The 18277-nt window shown below is 39.9% G+C and carries 19 protein-coding genes and 1 pseudogene; 13 read left to right on the top strand and 7 right to left on the bottom strand.

From position 1 onward, the window contains the following. Nucleotides 1-24: 24 nt before the first annotated feature. Nucleotides 25-2310: a hypothetical protein gene (locus DIZ80_08525; protein RDH82332.1), complete on the bottom strand. Its 2286-nt coding sequence runs from the start codon at nucleotides 2308-2310 to the stop codon at nucleotides 25-27. 82 nt (nucleotides 2311-2392) lie between these two features. Here DIZ80_08525 and DIZ80_08530 point away from each other — a divergent pair, with 82 nt between their 5' ends. After that, entirely contained in the window at nucleotides 2393-3463 is a 1071-nt protein-coding gene (locus DIZ80_08530) for a DUF2333 domain-containing protein (protein ID RDH82333.1), read from the top strand. Nucleotides 3464-3482: 19 nt separating this feature from the next. On the opposite strand, the gene moaC is transcribed toward DIZ80_08530, so the two are convergent. Then, complete coding sequence (gene moaC, locus DIZ80_08535; protein ID RDH82334.1) at nucleotides 3483-3965, bottom strand: cyclic pyranopterin monophosphate synthase MoaC; 483 nt, start codon at nucleotides 3963-3965, stop codon at nucleotides 3483-3485. 65 nt (nucleotides 3966-4030) lie between these two features. On the opposite strand from moaC, the gene DIZ80_08540 reads away from it, so the two are divergent. The 9 genes from DIZ80_08540 to DIZ80_08580 all read left to right on the top strand — a co-directional run bounded on the left by DIZ80_08540 (nucleotide 4031) and on the right by DIZ80_08580 (nucleotide 10019). After that, nucleotides 4031-4258 (top strand): molybdopterin synthase sulfur carrier subunit, encoded by a 228-nt coding sequence (locus DIZ80_08540; protein ID RDH82335.1) that lies wholly within the window; start codon nucleotides 4031-4033, stop codon nucleotides 4256-4258. A gap of 2 nt (nucleotides 4259-4260) precedes the next feature. Further along, nucleotides 4261-4707 (top strand): molybdopterin converting factor, encoded by a 447-nt coding sequence (locus tag DIZ80_08545; protein RDH82336.1) that lies wholly within the window; start codon nucleotides 4261-4263, stop codon nucleotides 4705-4707. A gap of 149 nt (nucleotides 4708-4856) precedes the next feature. Further along, nucleotides 4857-5576 carry a hypothetical protein gene (locus DIZ80_08550; GenBank protein RDH82337.1) on the top strand — a complete coding sequence of 240 codons (720 nt, stop codon included), beginning with the start codon at nucleotides 4857-4859 and terminating at the stop codon, nucleotides 5574-5576. A gap of 40 nt (nucleotides 5577-5616) precedes the next feature. Further along, complete coding sequence (locus DIZ80_08555; GenBank protein ID RDH82338.1) at nucleotides 5617-6015, top strand: hypothetical protein; 399 nt, start codon at nucleotides 5617-5619, stop codon at nucleotides 6013-6015. A gap of 12 nt (nucleotides 6016-6027) precedes the next feature. After that, nucleotides 6028-7353, top strand: a complete 1326-nt coding sequence (locus tag DIZ80_08560) for a hypothetical protein (protein RDH82339.1) — start codon at nucleotides 6028-6030, stop codon at nucleotides 7351-7353. 23 nt (nucleotides 7354-7376) lie between these two features. Further along, nucleotides 7377-7766 (top strand): hypothetical protein, encoded by a 390-nt coding sequence (locus tag DIZ80_08565; GenBank protein RDH82340.1) that lies wholly within the window; start codon nucleotides 7377-7379, stop codon nucleotides 7764-7766. Between the two features lie 27 nt (nucleotides 7767-7793). Then, a complete protein-coding gene (locus tag DIZ80_08570) occupies nucleotides 7794-9284 on the top strand; it encodes a hypothetical protein (GenBank protein RDH82341.1) in 1491 nt (496 codons plus the stop codon). After that, the gene (locus DIZ80_08575) at nucleotides 9284-9643 is read left to right on the top strand and encodes a two-component system response regulator (protein ID RDH82342.1); all 360 of its coding nucleotides are present in this window, start codon (nucleotides 9284-9286) and stop codon (nucleotides 9641-9643) included. The genes DIZ80_08570 and DIZ80_08575 overlap by 1 nt, the downstream gene beginning before the upstream one ends. 13 nt (nucleotides 9644-9656) lie before the next feature. After that, a complete protein-coding gene (locus DIZ80_08580) occupies nucleotides 9657-10019 on the top strand; it encodes a hypothetical protein (protein RDH82343.1) in 363 nt (120 codons plus the stop codon). Nucleotides 10020-10043: 24 nt separating this feature from the next. On the opposite strand, the gene DIZ80_08585 is transcribed toward DIZ80_08580, so the two are convergent. Then, nucleotides 10044-10898, bottom strand: a complete 855-nt coding sequence (locus tag DIZ80_08585) for a YicC family protein (protein ID RDH82344.1) — start codon at nucleotides 10896-10898, stop codon at nucleotides 10044-10046. 140 nt (nucleotides 10899-11038) lie between these two features. On the opposite strand from DIZ80_08585, the pseudogene DIZ80_08590 reads away from it, so the two are divergent. The 3 genes and pseudogenes from DIZ80_08590 (at nucleotide 11039) to DIZ80_08600 (ending at nucleotide 13022) form a co-directional block, all read left to right on the top strand. Then, nucleotides 11039-11755 (top strand): annotated as a pseudogene (locus tag DIZ80_08590) (ribonuclease PH). Next, the gene (locus tag DIZ80_08595; GenBank protein RDH82345.1) at nucleotides 11752-12351 is read left to right on the top strand and encodes a non-canonical purine NTP pyrophosphatase; all 600 of its coding nucleotides are present in this window, start codon (nucleotides 11752-11754) and stop codon (nucleotides 12349-12351) included. The pseudogene DIZ80_08590 and the gene DIZ80_08595 overlap by 4 nt, the downstream one beginning before the upstream one ends. Nucleotides 12352-12533: 182 nt before the next feature. Next, a complete protein-coding gene (locus DIZ80_08600) occupies nucleotides 12534-13022 on the top strand; it encodes a hypothetical protein (protein RDH82346.1) in 489 nt (162 codons plus the stop codon). Between the two features lie 48 nt (nucleotides 13023-13070). Here the strand turns inward: DIZ80_08600 and DIZ80_08605 are convergent, their stop codons facing one another. The 4 genes from DIZ80_08605 to DIZ80_08620 form a co-directional block, all read right to left on the bottom strand. Then, the gene (locus tag DIZ80_08605; protein ID RDH83131.1) at nucleotides 13071-14573 is read right to left on the bottom strand and encodes a G-D-S-L family lipolytic protein; all 1503 of its coding nucleotides are present in this window, start codon (nucleotides 14571-14573) and stop codon (nucleotides 13071-13073) included. A 19-nt stretch (nucleotides 14574-14592) separates the two neighbouring features. Further along, entirely contained in the window at nucleotides 14593-15843 is a 1251-nt protein-coding gene (locus DIZ80_08610) for a transporter (GenBank protein ID RDH83132.1), read from the bottom strand. A gap of 113 nt (nucleotides 15844-15956) precedes the next feature. Further along, on the bottom strand, nucleotides 15957-16352 hold the full coding sequence (locus DIZ80_08615) for an acyl-CoA thioesterase (protein ID RDH82347.1): 396 nt from the start codon (nucleotides 16350-16352) through the stop codon (nucleotides 15957-15959). 86 nt (nucleotides 16353-16438) lie between these two features. Continuing rightward, on the bottom strand, nucleotides 16439-18247 hold the full coding sequence (locus DIZ80_08620; GenBank protein ID RDH82348.1) for a long-chain fatty acid--CoA ligase: 1809 nt from the start codon (nucleotides 18245-18247) through the stop codon (nucleotides 16439-16441). Between the last annotated feature and the right edge of the window lie 30 nt (nucleotides 18248-18277).

Here is an 18277-nt window from a genome sequence, read left to right on the forward strand (position 1 = left end):
ATTAAAAACATTCCCTAACCGTCATCATTTAAACCAACCTTTGATCTTCTTTCTGTATTTATCTTCATATTTATCTATTTTTTTATCTAGCTTTTTCTTCGCTTCTTTTTTTGCTTCATTTTTTAAAACTTTGCCAAGCCCTTTTTTCCACGACTTCTTACCAATGCTAACGTCAGGCGACAAGAATGCCCCCTTAATATATAACGGCATTGGAACATTCAACAACTGATCTTCAACTTTTTCTAACTTCTCAGGTTTTATATCGATAACCAATCTATAATTTAGCACCTCTTTCACTAAATTTATTTTTCCGGCTCCCATTATATTAAATCTTGAAGACACCAATAACAAATCTTTATTGTCAACAATACCATTACGAATAACAAATGATCCTCGCGCTTTTTTTAGAGCCGTTGCCTCTTTTGGTTTATACTTACCTATCCATTTTTCTTTAACTTTAACGCCCTTACTTACAGCGTAGCCAACAACACCTTTGCGCACAAAATACTCTGCATCCACACCATGTAATTTAGCCTTGCCCATTTTTACATCAAAACGACCATTACTGCCTGCAATCAACTGATTCACCGACTGCCCTTTAGTTTTAATATCTATATTTAAATGTGTTACACCACTTATCGACACGCTTTTTTCACCCAGCATATCCTGCAGCACAGGATCAATAATAGAGTCCGCGTTTAAAGATTTACCCTTAAGTTTAAACTGATAGCGCGGAGAATTATTACGTACATCTAATCGCGCAGATGAAACCACACTCCCCTTCAACAGGTTCGCAGTTAACACCGGCAAATGTATTAACCCCTGTTTTGCAGTTATTTTTGTTTTAAAATTCGAAATAGCCTGATCAGAAACAACCAGCGAGTTAATCGCCAACTCACCATTCACATCCAGTGAGCGCAGCATTGAAACCGGCAAGTCTATAGGGACATCAATATTAGCCGCACCGGCTGGTGAATTTTTCTGCACCCCTGCCATCGGTTTTGCTGCAGGCGGAAAATAGTCATCAAGATTAATCTGATCCACATCCAGCGCGAACTTAACAGCGGGTTTATCAAAGTTTTGTAACCGGGCATCTGCAAGCACCTCTGTTTCATCCAGCTTCAACTTAAGCCCGCTTATTTGCAGATAACTTTCACTCGCAACCATATTTAAATTCATACTTGCATTTTTTAATACCGCTTTACTTTTTGTAACGGGCACCTTAATTGCTAATGCTTTAAATATTTTTTCTGGATCGAAATTTTCTAACTCAATCTGGGCTCTCAATTTTGGCGATGTCAGTAATTTTGTTACCACTAACTGACTTTTCAGTTTAAGCCCCAGACTTTGCAATAACAGCTGCTCTATTTTTGCTGTTTCTTTTATTAGATCAATGTCGGCATCACCACGAAAGCTGACTTTTAATTTTTCATCTGGAATCGATTTTCCCTGCATTTCAATATCCAGTGCATAAGCCGGTAAAATAAAATGCTGTTTATTTAAATCTGCATTAAGACTTGTATTTAAACTAAGTTGCAAACCTTTTAACTCTTCCTGATCCAGTACGGCATCAATCGCAACATTCAAATCTGCCAGTTTCAGTTTCTGTGCGGAAGCGCTTATATCAACACTTGTATTAAGTTCAAATTTGACAGTTGTTTTTGGTTCGGCTAATTCAAGCAAGGCAGAGAGCGCCACGGGCAATGATTCACCCGGGCGTATCGCCCCCGTATCCAGATTGAAATTTTGTATTGCGACAATCTGCCCAGTGCTCGCATCATCCCAGTTAATACTGGCATCTTTAATTTCTACCCCATTAATAAGTAACGCCGCTAACGGATCAGCTGGCACCTCTTCCGAGTCTTTTGTCACATCTGTTGTTGCCGCTTTGAAAGCCACTGGCTCCGCCTGCTTTTCAAGTATGTCATCCCAGTTGGTTTTAGCTTTTTTATTTTTTTCAAGAAACAGCTTAAGACCATGCAAACGCAGCGTATCTATACGAACTTCCTGATTCAGCAATGGCAGTAATTCAACCCGTACATCCAGACGTGTAATTTGCAGCATTTTTTCGGCTTTAAACCCATTGGCATTACTTAAGCTTATTTCTTGTAGCTCGACACCTAACCAGGGAAATACCGATGGTTTAATATCTTCAAGCACCATCTCACGACCGGTTTGCTGTTTAACCTGCTCAGTAATTAATGGCCTGTAATCATTTGCATCAAATGTGGCAACAAACACTCCACCAACAATAACCAGTAATAACACAACACCGGCAAGGACATAGAGGCTGATTTTTAAAAATTTCATTCTGTTCTCCGAACAGTTACAATGTTTTATCTGGTAACACACGATACGTTTACCGATGTTAGCTTAAATAACAGGGACCCATATGAAAATACTCGATTTCTTTTTTGATGCCTACGACAACCTGCGCAGTGTACTGGGTGGAAAATCCAGTCAGGGTGAAAATCATTCCGGCCTGCTTACTCGCATTGTTCCGCCTGTACTGATTTTATTCGTTTTATTTGTCCTCATCGTTGGTTTCATATGGAATGTTGAACCCGATAGTTTTAACGCTATTCAACACGCTGCATCATTATCTGAAGAACGCAATGAAGAAGTTACAACCGGTTATATTACAACCACCGCATTAATTGTTACCGCTGAAACCTTACTTGATAAACGAGGCGGTTACCTGAGTAACGACATGATGCCCCCCGGCCTGTTTATGGACAATATCCCGAACTGGGAGTTCGGCGTTTTAACTCAAATTCGAGATTTAACACTGGCCCTAAGAAACGATATTACCCGTTCTCAGTCACAGTCAGTTGAAGACAAGGATATCATTGAGGCTGATAATAAATTTCGTATCGACTCAGAGTCCTGGTTATTACCACCGGCTGAATCAGAATATCGAGCAGGCATCAATTCTCTTTACAGCTACCTTGGACGCTTATCAGACGAAAACACACAGGATGGCCAGTTTTATGCCCGCGCTGACAATTTGAGTGAATGGCTTGGTCTGGTATCTAAACGCCTGGGCAGCCTGTCGCAAAGATTAAGCGCCAGTGTTGGTCAGGCACGCTTAAACACCGATCTGGCAGGTGATGCTGATGCCCAGCAATCAACACCTACGGCCGGTGTTGTTGAAGTGCGAACCCCATGGTTAAAAATTGATGATGTATTCTTCGAAGCACGGGGTAGCGCCTGGGCTCTGAGTCAGTTATTAACCGCTGCCGAATCTGATTTTCAGGATGTACTTAAAAAGAAAAACGCGCTGGTTAGCCTGCAACAGATTATTCGCGAACTGGATGCAACACAGGAAACTATCTGGAGTCCGGTCATCTTAAATGGTGGCGGCTTTGGTGTATTTGCCAATCATTCTCTGGTAATGGCAAATTATATATCCCGAGCCAATGCAGCGGTGATTGATTTACGCGCACTACTAAAACAGGGTTAAACACATAATCAGGCTTCGGTTAGTCACGCTTTGACCAGTTGCCTGATTTGCCACCGGACTTTTTCAAAAGCCCTATATGCTCCATATGCATACCCCTGTCGACCGCTTTACACATATCGTATATCGTTAACAGGGTAATCTGTACCGCAGTCAACGCCTCCATTTCCACACCGGTATTACCTTTACATTCAACCGTCACCTGACAATGCACACCGGGCAACGATTCATCGCAACTCAGCTCAATATCAACATGTGTCAGGGCAAGAGAATGACACAGGGGCACCAGATCAGGAGTTTTCTTTGCCGCCATAATACCCGCAACCCGGGCAATACCCAGCACATCACCTTTTTTATGGTTCCCCTGCTGAATAAGCTGCAACGTCTCCGGCAACATAAAAATATCACCTTCTGCTATCGCCTGACGTTTTGTTATGTCTTTTTGACTCACATCGACCATATGTGCTTCGCCAGATGCGTTAAAATGAGTTAACTTATCAGTCATGCTTTATGCCTGTTATTATTACCGTAATCGGCGTGTAGCCTAACAAAAGGTAACCAGTTTTACGAATGAGCATTACAGTCAAATTTTTTGCCCGCCTGCGTGAGCAAGTAGGACATGCGGAAGTCACGCTTAATCAGGCCGATAACGTGCTATCTGCATGGAATCAGTCCACTCAGAACATGAAAATGCCTGATAACACACTGTGCGCGGTCAATATGGAATATGTAGACCTTCAGGCAAGCGTAAATAAAGGGGATGAAGTTGCCTTTTTCCCTCCCGTTACCGGAGGGTAATTATGCCTAGTGAGATAAGAGTCGAATCTTTTGACCCCTGGAAAGAAACGCAACACTACCAGCAAAACCAGCTGGAACAGGGAAAATATGGTGCAACCGCCAGTTTTGTCGGCACCATGCGTGACTTCAATCAGGGCGATAACATCACCAGTATGACGTTAGAACACTATCCGGGTATGACTGAAAATTACCTGGACAAAATATGCGATGAAGCCAGACAACGCTGGGACTTAATCGACTGTCTGATTGTTCACCGGGTAGGCACTATAAAACCCAATGACCCTATCGTTCTCACCGTTGTCTGGTCTGCTCACCGAAGAGAAGCATTTGAAGCCTGCCGGTATTTAATGGAAGAACTCAAATCACGCGCGCCTTTCTGGAAAAAAGAAGGTCTGATCGATAGCGAGACCGGAGATAACCGCTGGGTAGACAAAAACACACCCGGTTAAACCGCAAAACCACTTTAATGACGTAAATTATAGAAATATGAGCACTTATTGTGAAATTTACGCCACTTCAGACATAGACCACTTGAACCCCTTGATAGGTCTTGCTAACGTGCTCCTTTAAATTTTTCTAAAGCTAAGGGCTTACCAATATGTTAAAAGCAATCCCCACAGCCGTTTTATGCATCGGCTTAACCACATTACTGACAGCCTGCAATGACAAAACTGACAGTGCAGAAACAACCATTAAACTTGATACAGATAAAAACAAAGCCAGTTATAGCATCGGCGTTCAGTTAGGCACGCAGATAGCTAAAATAAAAGACATGGTTGACGAAGACGCTCTTCTAGTCGGATTTAAAGACAGCTTATCCGGCAAAGAAGGCCAGCTTACAACCGAAGAAATGAAAACAGCTATGGAAGCCTTCCAGAAAACCATGATTGAAGCTCAACAGGCCAAACAACAGGAACTGGCTAGTAGCGGTAAAGCAGAGGGTGATAAATTCCTCGTCGAAAATAAAACTAAAGACGGCGTAAAAGTAACTGAAAGTGGCCTACAATACAAAGTGATTACTGAAGGTAGTGGCGCAACACCAGTAGCAACTGATACGGTTGTTACTCATTACACGGGTACACTGGTTAATGGCAAGGTTTTTGATAGCTCTCACAAGCGTAATGCTCCTGCAACATTCCCTGTTAATGGTGTTATTAAAGGCTGGACCGAAGCACTTCAGTTGATGAAAGTTGGCGCAAAATGGCAGTTATTTATTCCATCTGAACTGGCTTATGGTGCAAGAGGCGCTGGTAAAAGCGTTGGCCCAAATCAGGTATTAATTTTTGAAATTGAATTACTGGAAATCAAAAAATCATAATAACTCCAGTAATGTTATGTAGTTTTTAAAGGAGTTTCACATGTCTGAGCGTGCAAACCGATTCATATTCGGTTTTAGCTTAATTGCATTCTTATTTCTAGAATGGAGTTATGGCGTATACGCCATTATTACCATTCTAATAATAGAAGGCATTACTAATTTTCGTGTGCCCAGACTTATTTCTAAACTACGTTACTCCGCCGGGTATGCCTCAGATGGCATACCCGCTGATTTTGATGAAAACGACAACTGCAAATTTAGCTATGAAGCCGAACGTGTTTTACGCTTTGCTGTTGCCATCACCATTTCACTTGGTTTTATTTTTTTTGAAGAGTTACTCTGGTTCCTGCCCTGGTTTGTTGGCCTAAACTTATTACTTGCCGGTATAACGGGTATATGCCCGATGGTTATGTTGTTTAGAAAAGTTGGATTTAGATAACCAACGAAACCAATGGAAAAGACAGGCTCCATACATACCCCCCACTCAAGCATTGTTCTTTGCGCATGCCTGATCATTATTCTATTTTTTTATAGCAGTTACAGCATTTTTAAAACGGAAGATAATTATCTTAAAAAACTAAATGCTGATGCTGATATCATTGCTTATAATTTAAGCGAGACACTTCGATTAGACGCGTTATATAAAACAGAAGAACTCGCAACTTATTTAGATACGTTAATCACTAATACCGATTTTAATGGCATTACATTAATAGGTCTCGACAAATTAGTTAGTTCAGGTTCAATAAAAGAAGATGCAGTCTCTTCAAACAGACACTTACATCTGAGACACCCTCTAAAACTCCAGTTATGGTCAACACCCATTGAAAATATTGTCATTCAACGCCAGTTAAACATTAGTTTTATTTCACTCTTTATATTAATTATTCTAGTGTATATGCTTTTTTCACTGCTTAAAACCCAAAAGAAAACAGATATTCAACCACCCGCTGTAAATACCAGTAAACTAAAAAACTCTGAGACGATTAATGGCGCATCAAACCAGCAAGCAGGATCAATTCAACAACTGCAGGACGAACTATTTGAGCTTAAACATAGCAAAAATAGCATTTTAACAAATATGAGTCTTGAATTACGTTCACCGCTTGATGTCATAATAGGCTATTCCGAATTACTGTCTGAAGAAAAAGAAGATTTATCCAAAGATGAGCTCAACTTCGATCTACAACGAATCCATAGCGCAGGAAAACATTTACATAACCTGCTTGAAGAGATAGATGATCTTGAAAAAATCGATAACAATGAACTCAAAATAAAAGCTGAAGCTATTGATATTCAGCAGATAATTTGCAATGTCATAAAAAAATTAAGCACAGAAAACACAAAAAATAGAAACAAAATCAGCTGCAAATATCACGACAACACGGGCAACATTATTTCTGATGGCAGGCGCCTATATCAAATACTGTTAAACATGCTCAGTAACGCCAGTATTTATACAAAAAATGGCGAAATAAATATTACTATTGAAAGACAGAAAAAAATTGAACTGGATAGAATTTTTATAACTATAACAGATACAGGTATAGGAACTCCCCTCGATAATATAAATAAACTATATAAAGAGTTCAGTAATAATTCTGGGAATGATTACAGTTATGATGGTTCTGGTTTTGGTTTATCCATCAGTCGACGATTAAGTCACCTGCTCGGCGGTGATATTGCCATTGTTGGCGACTCGTCCAGTAAAGGATCAAGCTTTATCATTAGCATCGCTGCAAATATTAATTCGATATCTACAACCATAAATGACTAAAAATTTAATTACAGGGTAAAACCATGACAGAACGCGCATACAGACTTGTAGTTGGGATATCCATGTTAGGATTTTTATTTTTTCAGCTTGATTACGCCATGTGGGCCCTGTTAAGCCTGATGGCTATAGAGGGTTTGACCAATTGGCGAATTCCTATACTGGTTTCAAAAGCATTATATCCAAATGACAATATCGAAGTAACAGACGGTGAGAATCAGCACAACTCGTTTAATTATGAAGCCGAGCGCATGCTGCGCTGGATTGTGTTCACACTTGTTTTATTAGGCACTATAAAACACACGGAAGAACTGCTCTGGTTTTTCCCCTGGTTTGTTGGCTTAATGTTACTACTGGCAGGAGTCACAGGCATCTGCCCAATGGTAATGGCCTTACGTAAAATTGGTTTAAAATAATTTATATAAGCGAGAAAAATTTACTTTATGGAACGTTCGATTAATGTAACTGATGACTGGTCTAAGAACTGGCAGGCTAAAATAGCGGTACGTATAACATCTATTGTTTTATGGTCACTTACTTTTTTCAGCATGCTGTTTGCGAGTCTATTAATTAGCCAGGTAAGAGAAGGCACTGAATCCGAGCAGCTAAAACTAATGGATCAGTTGTCATATCTGATTATTCAGGAAATATATATAAATCCTGAAAACCTGCAATCCGGTTTTAACAAGGCTGCAACTACCATTTTAGAAAACAGCGACTTTAACAAAATCAATATCCATTACAATAACAAGAACTACATATATGGAAAATCTGACTCAACTGATTCAGTTATTAATAGAATTCCCTCAGAGTCATTCGAACTGAGTATTGAAGCCTCAATTATTCCAATAGAGATTTCTGTAAGAAATCGTCAAATTGAAATATTCATGATTTTTAGTATTTCACTTGTTAGTCTCGGTGCATTTTTAGGGCTGATTATTGACAAATATGTACGCCAACCATTCCAGAGACTGGAGTCAGCTACTCAGGGTTATATTTCTGGCAATAAAGATACTCGTGTTGATATCACTTCAAAAGATGAGTTTGGTGTATTAGCTAGCTTCATGAATGAAATGTTAGATCGTATAAATGAAAATGAAGAAAACTTGAAAACAGAAGCACAGGAACGACGCAGTGCTGCACGTAAAGTAAGAGAACAGCGTGATGCTCTTCAGACTCTTACAGATGAACTAACACTTGCACGTGACCAGGCGTTTGCTGCCAGCCACGCTAAAAGTGCATTTCTCGCAAATATGAGCCATGAATTACGCACACCTTTAAACGCGGTTATTGGCTACAGTGAATTATTAATTGAAGAAGCCGAAGATAACGATAGCACTGATCAAATCAAAGATCTGGATAGAATTCGTACTGCCGGGAAACATTTATTAACTCTCATCAATGACGTGCTGGATATTTCTAAAATTGAAGCAGGTAAAATGGAGTTACTACTTGAAGTGTTTGATGTTACACCACTAATTGAAGATACTGCCAGCATGGTTGCTCCGTTACTTAAACAAAACAATAATGACTTTAGTTATAACCTTAGCGACAACCACATTACCATGTGCTCTGACATTACTCGTGTAAAACAGATATTATTCAATTTGTTATCGAATGCCAGTAAGTTTAGTCAAAATGCCAGCATACAACTTGATGTTGAAATTTCCGGCTCTGACATGATTCTTTTTAAAGTCATTGATACAGGCATAGGTATTGACCAGCAGCAAATTGAGAAACTTTTTAATGAATTTGTACAGGCCGATGACTCTACCACACGCGAATATGGAGGCACCGGCCTGGGACTAGCGATTTGTCGTCGCTTATGTCGACTAATGGGTGGAGACATTGTCGCCACTAGTGAGCCCGGACAAGGCTCAACTTTTATTGCTAGCTTACCTTTAACTTCTGAAATAACGACAGGGAACCATTAATGAGTAAAATTTTAATTGTTGAAGATAATGAAATGAATCGAGACATGCTCACACGCCGACTCGAACGCAAAGGTTTTGAAACTGAAATTGCAATCAATGGTGAGGAAGCATTATCACAGACTAAGGAATACAATCCGGATATTATTTTAATGGATATGAGCTTGCCGGTAATGGATGGATGGGAGGCAACCCGACACCTCAAACAACAGGAAGAGACAAAAAACATTCCAATAGTAGGTTTATCTGCTCATGCTCGAGAGGTAGATGTTATACGAGGGAAAGATGCCGGTTGTGATGCTTATGAAACAAAACCTGTTGATCTTGAAAGATTAATCAATACCATTGAAAAATTATTATAAAAACTAAATAAATATGGCCTCATTATTAATTGTCGATGACAATGAACTGAACAGAGATTTAATTAAACGTCGCTTAAGTAGGGACGGTCATGAAATAGATCTCGCTGAAGACGGACAAACAGCAATAAATCTGTTAAAAACCAAAGTATACGATCTTGTTTTTCTGGATATTGAAATGCCTGTTATGAATGGCATCGAAACACTACGCCATATTAAACATGATCCACAAACAAAAAATAATATTATCGTCATGTTAACGGCACACAATGATATTGAGCTTGTAAAACGATGCCTGCAACTCGGCGCTGTTGATTACCTCACTAAACCATTCGACATGTCATTAGTCAAAAAATGTATTGCTAACTTATCACCCTGAATATTTTATACAGGTGATGCGGCTTTATTCTATATTCTGCACCTGCTCGCGCATCTGTTCTATCAACACTTTCAACTCAACCGCTGCTTTGGTGGTTTCAATATCTGTTGATTTCGAACCCAGCGTATTTGCCTCTCGATTAAACTCCTGCATAATAAAATCTAATTTTCTTCCGACAGGCTCATCACGTTCTAATATTTTTTCAATTTCAATAAAATGACTGTCAATTCTGTCAAGCTCTTCATCAATATCCATTTTTTGTGCAAGATACACTAGTTCCTGCTCAAGCCGGTCATTATCATAATCAGCATTTAATTCTATTAATTTACTCTGAATTTTATGCCTGACCTGTTCTAAAATTTGTGGCCTGCGTTTTCTTTCACAGCTCACAATAATTTTCATTGTGCCACATCGTTCTTCGAGCATTAAACGCAAACGCTGGCCTTCGCTTTTACGCGATTCACTTAAATTAGCTAAAGCACCATCAAATAAAACAAGGGCGGCTTCAACAACAGGCTTCAGATTCTCTTCAGGCAACTCAAGCACACCAGGCCACTTCAAAACATCCAGCACATTCATTTCACTTGGCTGATGTAATTTTTTACTGATAATCTGACTGGCTTTCAAAACCTCATCTACATAAGCTTCATTAACCTTTAATTCAGCCAGCTGATCTAGTCTTGCTTTATAACGTAAATTGCACTCAATTTTTCCACGCTTAAGCTGCTTATTAAGACGAAGTCGCACTTCATTTTCAATGTTTCGCAATTCTTCCGGAAGTTTAATTATCGCATCAAGATAACGATGATTAACTGATCGTAGTTCCCATACAAGCGAACCCCATGATGCCTCTTCACTGCTTCTTGAAAACGCCGTCATACTACAAGTCATAAGTGCCCCCTTTTTGTTATTCTATGAGTGTATCACGTCATATCAATTCTGACGTTAAGACCTCTCTAAATATAGCTTGCGGCAGGTAAAAAACGTATAATCCATCCAACTCATTTTAAGGCCATATTATGCGACCCAGTAACCGCGAAGCAAATCAAATGCGTGAGGTAAAAGTCACTCGCAACTACACTATGCATGCTGAAGGCTCTGTATTAATTGAATTTGGCAATACAAAAGTATTATGTACGGCTTCGGTTGATAAAAAAGTTCCCGGCTGGTTGCGCGGTAAAGGCTCTGGCTGGGTAACAGCTGAATATGGCATGTTACCTCGTTCAACTGGATCACGTATGCGCCGTGAAGCATCGGGAGGCAAACAAGGTGGCCGCACAATGGAGATTCAACGTCTGATCTGACGCTCACTACGTGCAGCTATCGACCTGAAAATATTAGGTGAAAACATGGTCACGATTGATTGTGATGTTATTCAGGCAGACGGTGGGACACGCACCGCTTCAATCACCGGTGGATATGTTGCATTAGCCGATGCAATACAGTTTATGATTGAAAATAAAACAATTAATAAAAATCCGTTACTCGGAAAAATGGCTTCTGTCTCTGTTGGTATCTATAATGGCATACCGGTACTGGATCTTGATTATGATGAAGATTCCAATGCTGAAACCGATATGAATGTTGTAATGAATGATAAAGAAGCCTTTCTTGAAGTTCAGGGCACTGCAGAAGGTCACGCATTTAATCAGGACGAATTAAACGCCATGTTAGATCTGGCTAAAAAAGGCATTAATGAATTAATACAAATTCAACATAAGGCACTAGAAGCATGAGTAAAATAGTTTTAGCTAGCGGTAATGCGGGTAAAGTTCTTGAGATCAATGAACTACTATCCGACCATGGTATTGATGTAATTCCTCAAACAGAATTTGATGTTCCCGAAGCAGTAGAAGACGGTTTAACCTTTGTTGAAAACGCACTTAAAAAAGCCAGGCACGCAGCAAAGTTAACTGGCCTGCCTGCCATTGCTGATGACTCAGGCATTGAAGTTGATGCATTAGATAAACGCCCTGGTATTTACTCAGCTCGTTATTCAGGGGAAGGTGCAACCGATACCAAAAACTATGAAAAGATGCTTGCTGAATTAAAAGACGTAAGTGAAGAAAAACGTTCAGCTCGTTACTGGTGCGTGATGGTTTATTTAGAAAGTGAAAACGACCCAACACCAATTATTACTCAGGGCTCACTTGAGGGTAGAATTTTAACTGCTCCAAAAGGTGACGGTGGTTTTGGCTACGACCCGATTTTCTGGTTACCGGAACAACAATGTACAGCGGCGGAATTGAGCATGGAAGAGAAAAATAAAATTAGTCATAGAGCAATTGCATTAAATGCATTAGCTCGAAAACTGACCAGCAAAATGATTTAAATTATCTGATCTGTAGGAGCGTAACTTTAACGCTTTATTTTACGTCAAACTTTCGCAAGCTAAAGCTACGCTCTTACAAAAAACAGTTTCATTTACCCGGGGAAAGACCTTGCTTTTAAAGTCTGTCACCTGTTTTGATTCCACACAAGCATTTATCTATAACAAACTTACATATAAACACCATGACCATACTCACCTGTGCCGACATTGATCTCACTAATCTTCAAAACCTTCTGAGTAAATATAATTTAATTCTTCACACTATTGAAGACAATAAAGTAATTCCTGGTAGCTGGTTTGGTGATTCAGAAGCCGGCATTATAAAAAATAATTTATATATCCGCATGGATACACCCGTGCATTCTGCATTACATGAATCCTGTCATTATATTTGCATGGATCCCGAGCGACGACAAAATTTACATACGGATGCGGGTGGTGATTATGATGAAGAAAATGGGGTTTGTTATTTGTCTATCTTACTCAGTGAATATATAGATGGGTTCGGACAGGAACGTATGTTCAGTGATATGGATGAATGGGGTTATACATTTCGCTTAGGCTCGAGCAAAGCATGGTTCGAAGATGATGCTGAGGACGCTTTTGAGTGGTTAGTGGAGTGCAAAATAATTAATAACAAACAAAACACTTTATGGAATATTAGACAATAAAAAAGGGCAGATTAAATCTGCCCTTTTTTATTTAAAACACTATTTCATTTACTTAAGAAATATTGTTGTTCTTTCACCTGGATCAACAGGTGGGATATTTGCACCAAAACCCGTGTTAATTACATCGATAATTTCATTTGCAATTATCGCGTAACCACGCGCAGTTGGATGAACGCCATCTAAAGAAAATGCGCCACCTGTTGCATAGGTTGACGCCACCGAACCGGTTCCATAATCATAACCAGACGCTTGAATACCCGCCATAACTGCTGCTGAATCAAAGAAGACCAAATTTTCATCTGCATCGGCTGCTGCTTGTATTGTAGCATTAAATGCTAAACGCGCTGTTTCAATTGCCTGTATTTCTGATGGGATTAAAACATCACTGTCTTCTAAAGGCTGACTCACACCCCATACAGCAGTAGGGCCTGTATCTTCTGTACCAATCTTGGAACTGGTAGTTAAGACCAGTAAATCATTTGCATTTGCCTGCCTTATACTTGGTAGTCCACCTGCTGATAAATCAGTTAAGTCCTCATCAGAAATCAATACTGCATTTTGCCCTGCAGCAAATGAAATCGTTCTTAGGTCAGCTTCTTCTTGTGTAATCGTTACACCTATTTGCGACTGGATACCAAAGTTATAATCATCAAATCCACCGCCACCAAGCCCTGCCATTAAAGCATCTGCTGTAGCCTGATCCAAAGGAACCGCATTAAATGGTACCGTAGTGAAATATGGAATAGTTGATACATCAGGAATATTAACTAATACACCTTTTGCATCAGGACTACCAGCATCAATTGCCGCTATTATCGCTCCATAAGCAGCATCGAAAGTACCTGTTGGAGTAATTGGATCAGAGTCATCACCACCAGAAGTTGCATAACCTAATACATCATTATTACCAATCCATAATGTATAAAATGTCGGTATTTGTGCAACCACGTCTTCAATTAAAGTCCTCGTATTAGAAGCTATATCTGTTGAAAAACGGACAAAATATGGATTTGCAGTTGCTGGTGGCCCTGCTGCCAAACCTGCCGCTTCACCATAACCTGGCGCTAATGAAAGATGAAATGATTTAGCACCTGGCACACCCATATTATTAAAGGCAGTACCATTCAAGCCAGATCCAATAACTTCTGTTGTTGGAGTGCCTGCAATAGGACCAGGGCTTGAAATCTCTGCATCTAATACCAGTCGATTAGCAAAATCTGGATTTGGCACGCTATTAAAAAGTAAGCCACCCAAATTATCACTAACCAAAGGCTGAGTAAAAGCACCACCACCAACCAATGCAAACTGTTCTGCTAATACCGCAGGAAATGAGTTTTCTTGGCCTGATAAGTAAAGCGCACTATCCGCATAACCCGCGGTTAATGAATCACCAAGACTTACAAATTTTGTAAAATCAGCACTACCGCTACTATAAGAAGCAGTATCACCAACTTTGTTACTAAAATCGCTATCACAGGCTGAAATAACGGTACTGGCAATGGTTACACTTGCCACTTTAAGAATTGTGTTTTTCCAATTTAATTTTTTCATATTTTCCATATCCGTTATCTTAGAATTTATAGTTAACGCCAAAACCAAGCGTTATAACTGATGAAAGGTAATCGCCACCAAATGAACTGGTGCTACCGTCAGAATTGATAATGTGATCATATGAACCATTAAATTCTTCGAACATTAATACCAATAAGGAAAAATCCAGGTCTAGCTGTTTATTAACCGCATAACTACCACCTGCCGTTAAACCAATAGAATCATTACGTGGTGTTTCTGGTGCGAAATAACCAGCTTCAACGGGTGTTTTATCAAAGTAGATGCCGCCACGTAAAACAATGGCGTCATTTAACGCATGCTGCGCACCAAATCGATAAACATTTGAATCACTATAATTTCTTGCATTTATAGATGACTGACCATTTCCAAAATCTATGTCCAGACTTTCATATGCAGACCATTGAGTTCGAGTGATATCGAATGCAAGTATCGTTTTACTATCCAGATCATAAGCAACACCAACGGTTATCTCAGCTGGTAGAACAAGATCTGCATTAAATGTGGTTGGACTTGTAAAGGTTGACTGTAACGAGCCTGGAATATTGCTAAATGTGGCGGGTTCATTTCTCGCCTCCATTGTTGCTTCAGAACGATAACTCACACCCACCGAAAGCTCATCTGTTGGTTTAGCGAGGAAACCAAGATTGAAATTCCAGTCGCTTACACCCTCTGCTTTAACCGTAACATTCGAACGATCGCCATTTGCATCAACTGTTGAAGTATTTAGATTACGATTAAACTCTACGTCACCGCTTATATATGACAACCCTAAACCGACACTGTATTTATCATTAATTTTATACGATACCGTTGGTTGAATATAAATCGCTTTCAATTCTATATTGTTGACCAGATGAGAACCCGCCCAGTCGGTTGGCCATTCAACCGTGTTTCCATACGGTGTATATAAACCTAAACCAAAATGAAACTTATCGTCATATTTTTTTGTGTAGTAAAGGCCGACAGGTGTACCAATTGGATTATCTGTTTTAGCCGATGTATTGGTTTGTTGATTTTGATATTCAGTATCACCGCTAATTAGCGTAATACCTGCCGTTATATTCGAGTCAGACTCAAGAAATGACATGGCGGCTGGATTAAAGAAAACAACTTCAGCACTTTCTGACATCGCGACACCAGTATGCCCCATACCTAAAGCTTGTTGTCCCTGAAGCGCTACTCGATAGCCTCCAGAAAAAGCACTGGTTGATATACACAAACCTGTGACCGTTAAGAGAGTTTTTTTCATATTCTGCATTACTTTTCCTTTCCGTTGCTATCGCAAACATATGCTTTTTTATAATTTACACAAGAATCTTAAAGAATCTACGTATTTATACTATTTTTGTCAATTGATTAAGACTAAACCTTAGGCACTGCTCGTGGTTTCCCTCTTTCATCAATCGCCACATACACCAAACTGGCTTCTGTAACAGCCATGGTGGTAACAACACCCTTCACCATATGCTGCGCGTAAACTTCTACATGCACCGTTATAGATGTTCGCCCCACTTTAACCACCTCGGCATAACAACTCAGTAAATCACCTGCAAACACGGGTTTTTTAAACTCAAATGAGTCAACCGCACGAGTAACGATAGAACCACCCGCACGCTCTGCAGCGGGGATACTTCCGGCAATATCAACCTGAGACATTATCCATCCACCAAAAACGGTACCGCCCTGATTGAGATCTGACGGCATTGCCGGCACACGAATCACGGGGATTTTATTTTCTGGCAACACATCTTGTGGCATTATTTAAAACTCTGGCTGATTCTACTGTTTTATTAAGATACTTATATGACCTTTCTCAAGTCCAGTTAAGATGAGAAAATCAACTTTCACCGACGATCATTATATAATGCTTCAATTTCTTCAGAGTATCGTTCCATAACTTTTGGACGTTTAATTTTAAGTGTTGGCGTTAATAAACCACCGTCAACTGTCCATGGCTCAAGCGTTATATGCGCTCTGCGAATTTTTGCATAACCGGGAAAATCTTTAAGTCGGGTTGAAACACGGCCGAGTATGGCTTTTTCAATATTACGCTGTGAAAAAGCATCTGGAGATTCCGGATGAATATTCAATGTCACCGCCATATCAGCCCACGCATCTGGATCCAGTACTAATACTGCAGAGAGAAATGCACGTGCCTCACCAATAATCATGACCTGCTCGAATAATGAATCCAGCGCAATGGCCATTTCCATATCATTTGGTGGAATTTTTTCACCATTAGCCAGTACCATGATATCTTTTAATCGGCCGGTGATATAAGCATGACCGTCATCATCAATGCGCGCTTTATCACCACTTTTTAACCAGCCGTCTTTGGTGAACGAATCTTTTGTTGCCTGTTCATTCTTCCAGTAACCTATCATTGAACAGGAACCATGACTTTGTAACTCATCATTTTCACCAATACGTACTTCTGTATTCGGCACAACCGTACCAATACTGGAAGGGATATTATCTTCTATACGATTTACGCACACGATAGGACTTGATTCGGTTAAACCATAACCCTGCACCAGCGGCAAACCTAAACCAATAAATAATTTAGCTACATCCTCAGAAAGTGCCGCACCACCACAAATAGCCAAGCGTAATTCGCCTCCCAGCTTTTCCAGTACTTTAGAAGCAACTAATTTATCTAATGTAGACCAGAGCATAAGTTTGGGATGCCAACCAGCACGCCCCTGATCATATAAAAACTTACGCCAGCCTACATTAACAGCCATATTAAATAAGGTTTTTGCTATTAATGATTTTTGTTTCAAACCATCCTGTATTTTTCCGTACACACGTTCATATATGCGCGGAACAGAAACCAGCGTAGTTGGATGGATATTCTGTAAATCTTCTCCAAGTAGTGCGATAGAACGCGCATAAACAACTTCTGCACCAAGGATAATTGGCAGATAGTAACCCGCTGTTCTCTCCAGCATATGAGATAAAGGTAAAAAAGAAAGAAAACGCTCGCCTGATTGCCACTGATTACATGATGAAGCAGCAAAAGCATTAGATAGTATATTTCGATGCGACAGCATTACGCCTTTTGATCGCCCCGTTGTACCAGAGGTATAAACAATTGATGCTAAATCATCCAGGTTTGTTTCCTTCGTCTGTAACTCCCCACTCAAACCAAACGTCCAGTCAGACAATGACTCCAGCAAACTATCATCAGGCTCATCATCTTCTGATATGCGTTTTAAACTGATAATACGTTGCAAACCACCCAGGTCAACTTCAGCTTTTAACAGACGATTCCATTGTGGACGATCCTGTACAAATAAAATTTTAATTTCAGCATGGTTAATAATATAAGCCACGTTATCAGGTCGATCATCAACATAAAGTGGAACCGTCACCAGACCCAAACCCAGTGCAGCCTGATCAAACACCACCCACTCACGACTGTTTTTTACCATAATGGCAACTTTGTCACCGGGCTGTAAATCATCTTTAATAAATGCAGCCTGCCAGCGGGCAATTTCATTTGCCATTTCCTGCCAACTGGATTCAGTCCATTTCTGGCTAGCGATATCATATTGTCGGTATGCCGCAGCATCAGGGGTTCTATTTAGGCGCTCACGAAACAGACCGTGAAGACTGTGCACGTCTGATTCTTGAATAAGTTCTATTTCCATGTATCTAACAACCCTGTTTTATAATTTATT

The organism is endosymbiont of Galathealinum brachiosum (assembly GCA_003349885.1).
Classification (GTDB): Bacteria; Pseudomonadota; Gammaproteobacteria; order SZUA-229; family SZUA-229; genus SZUA-229.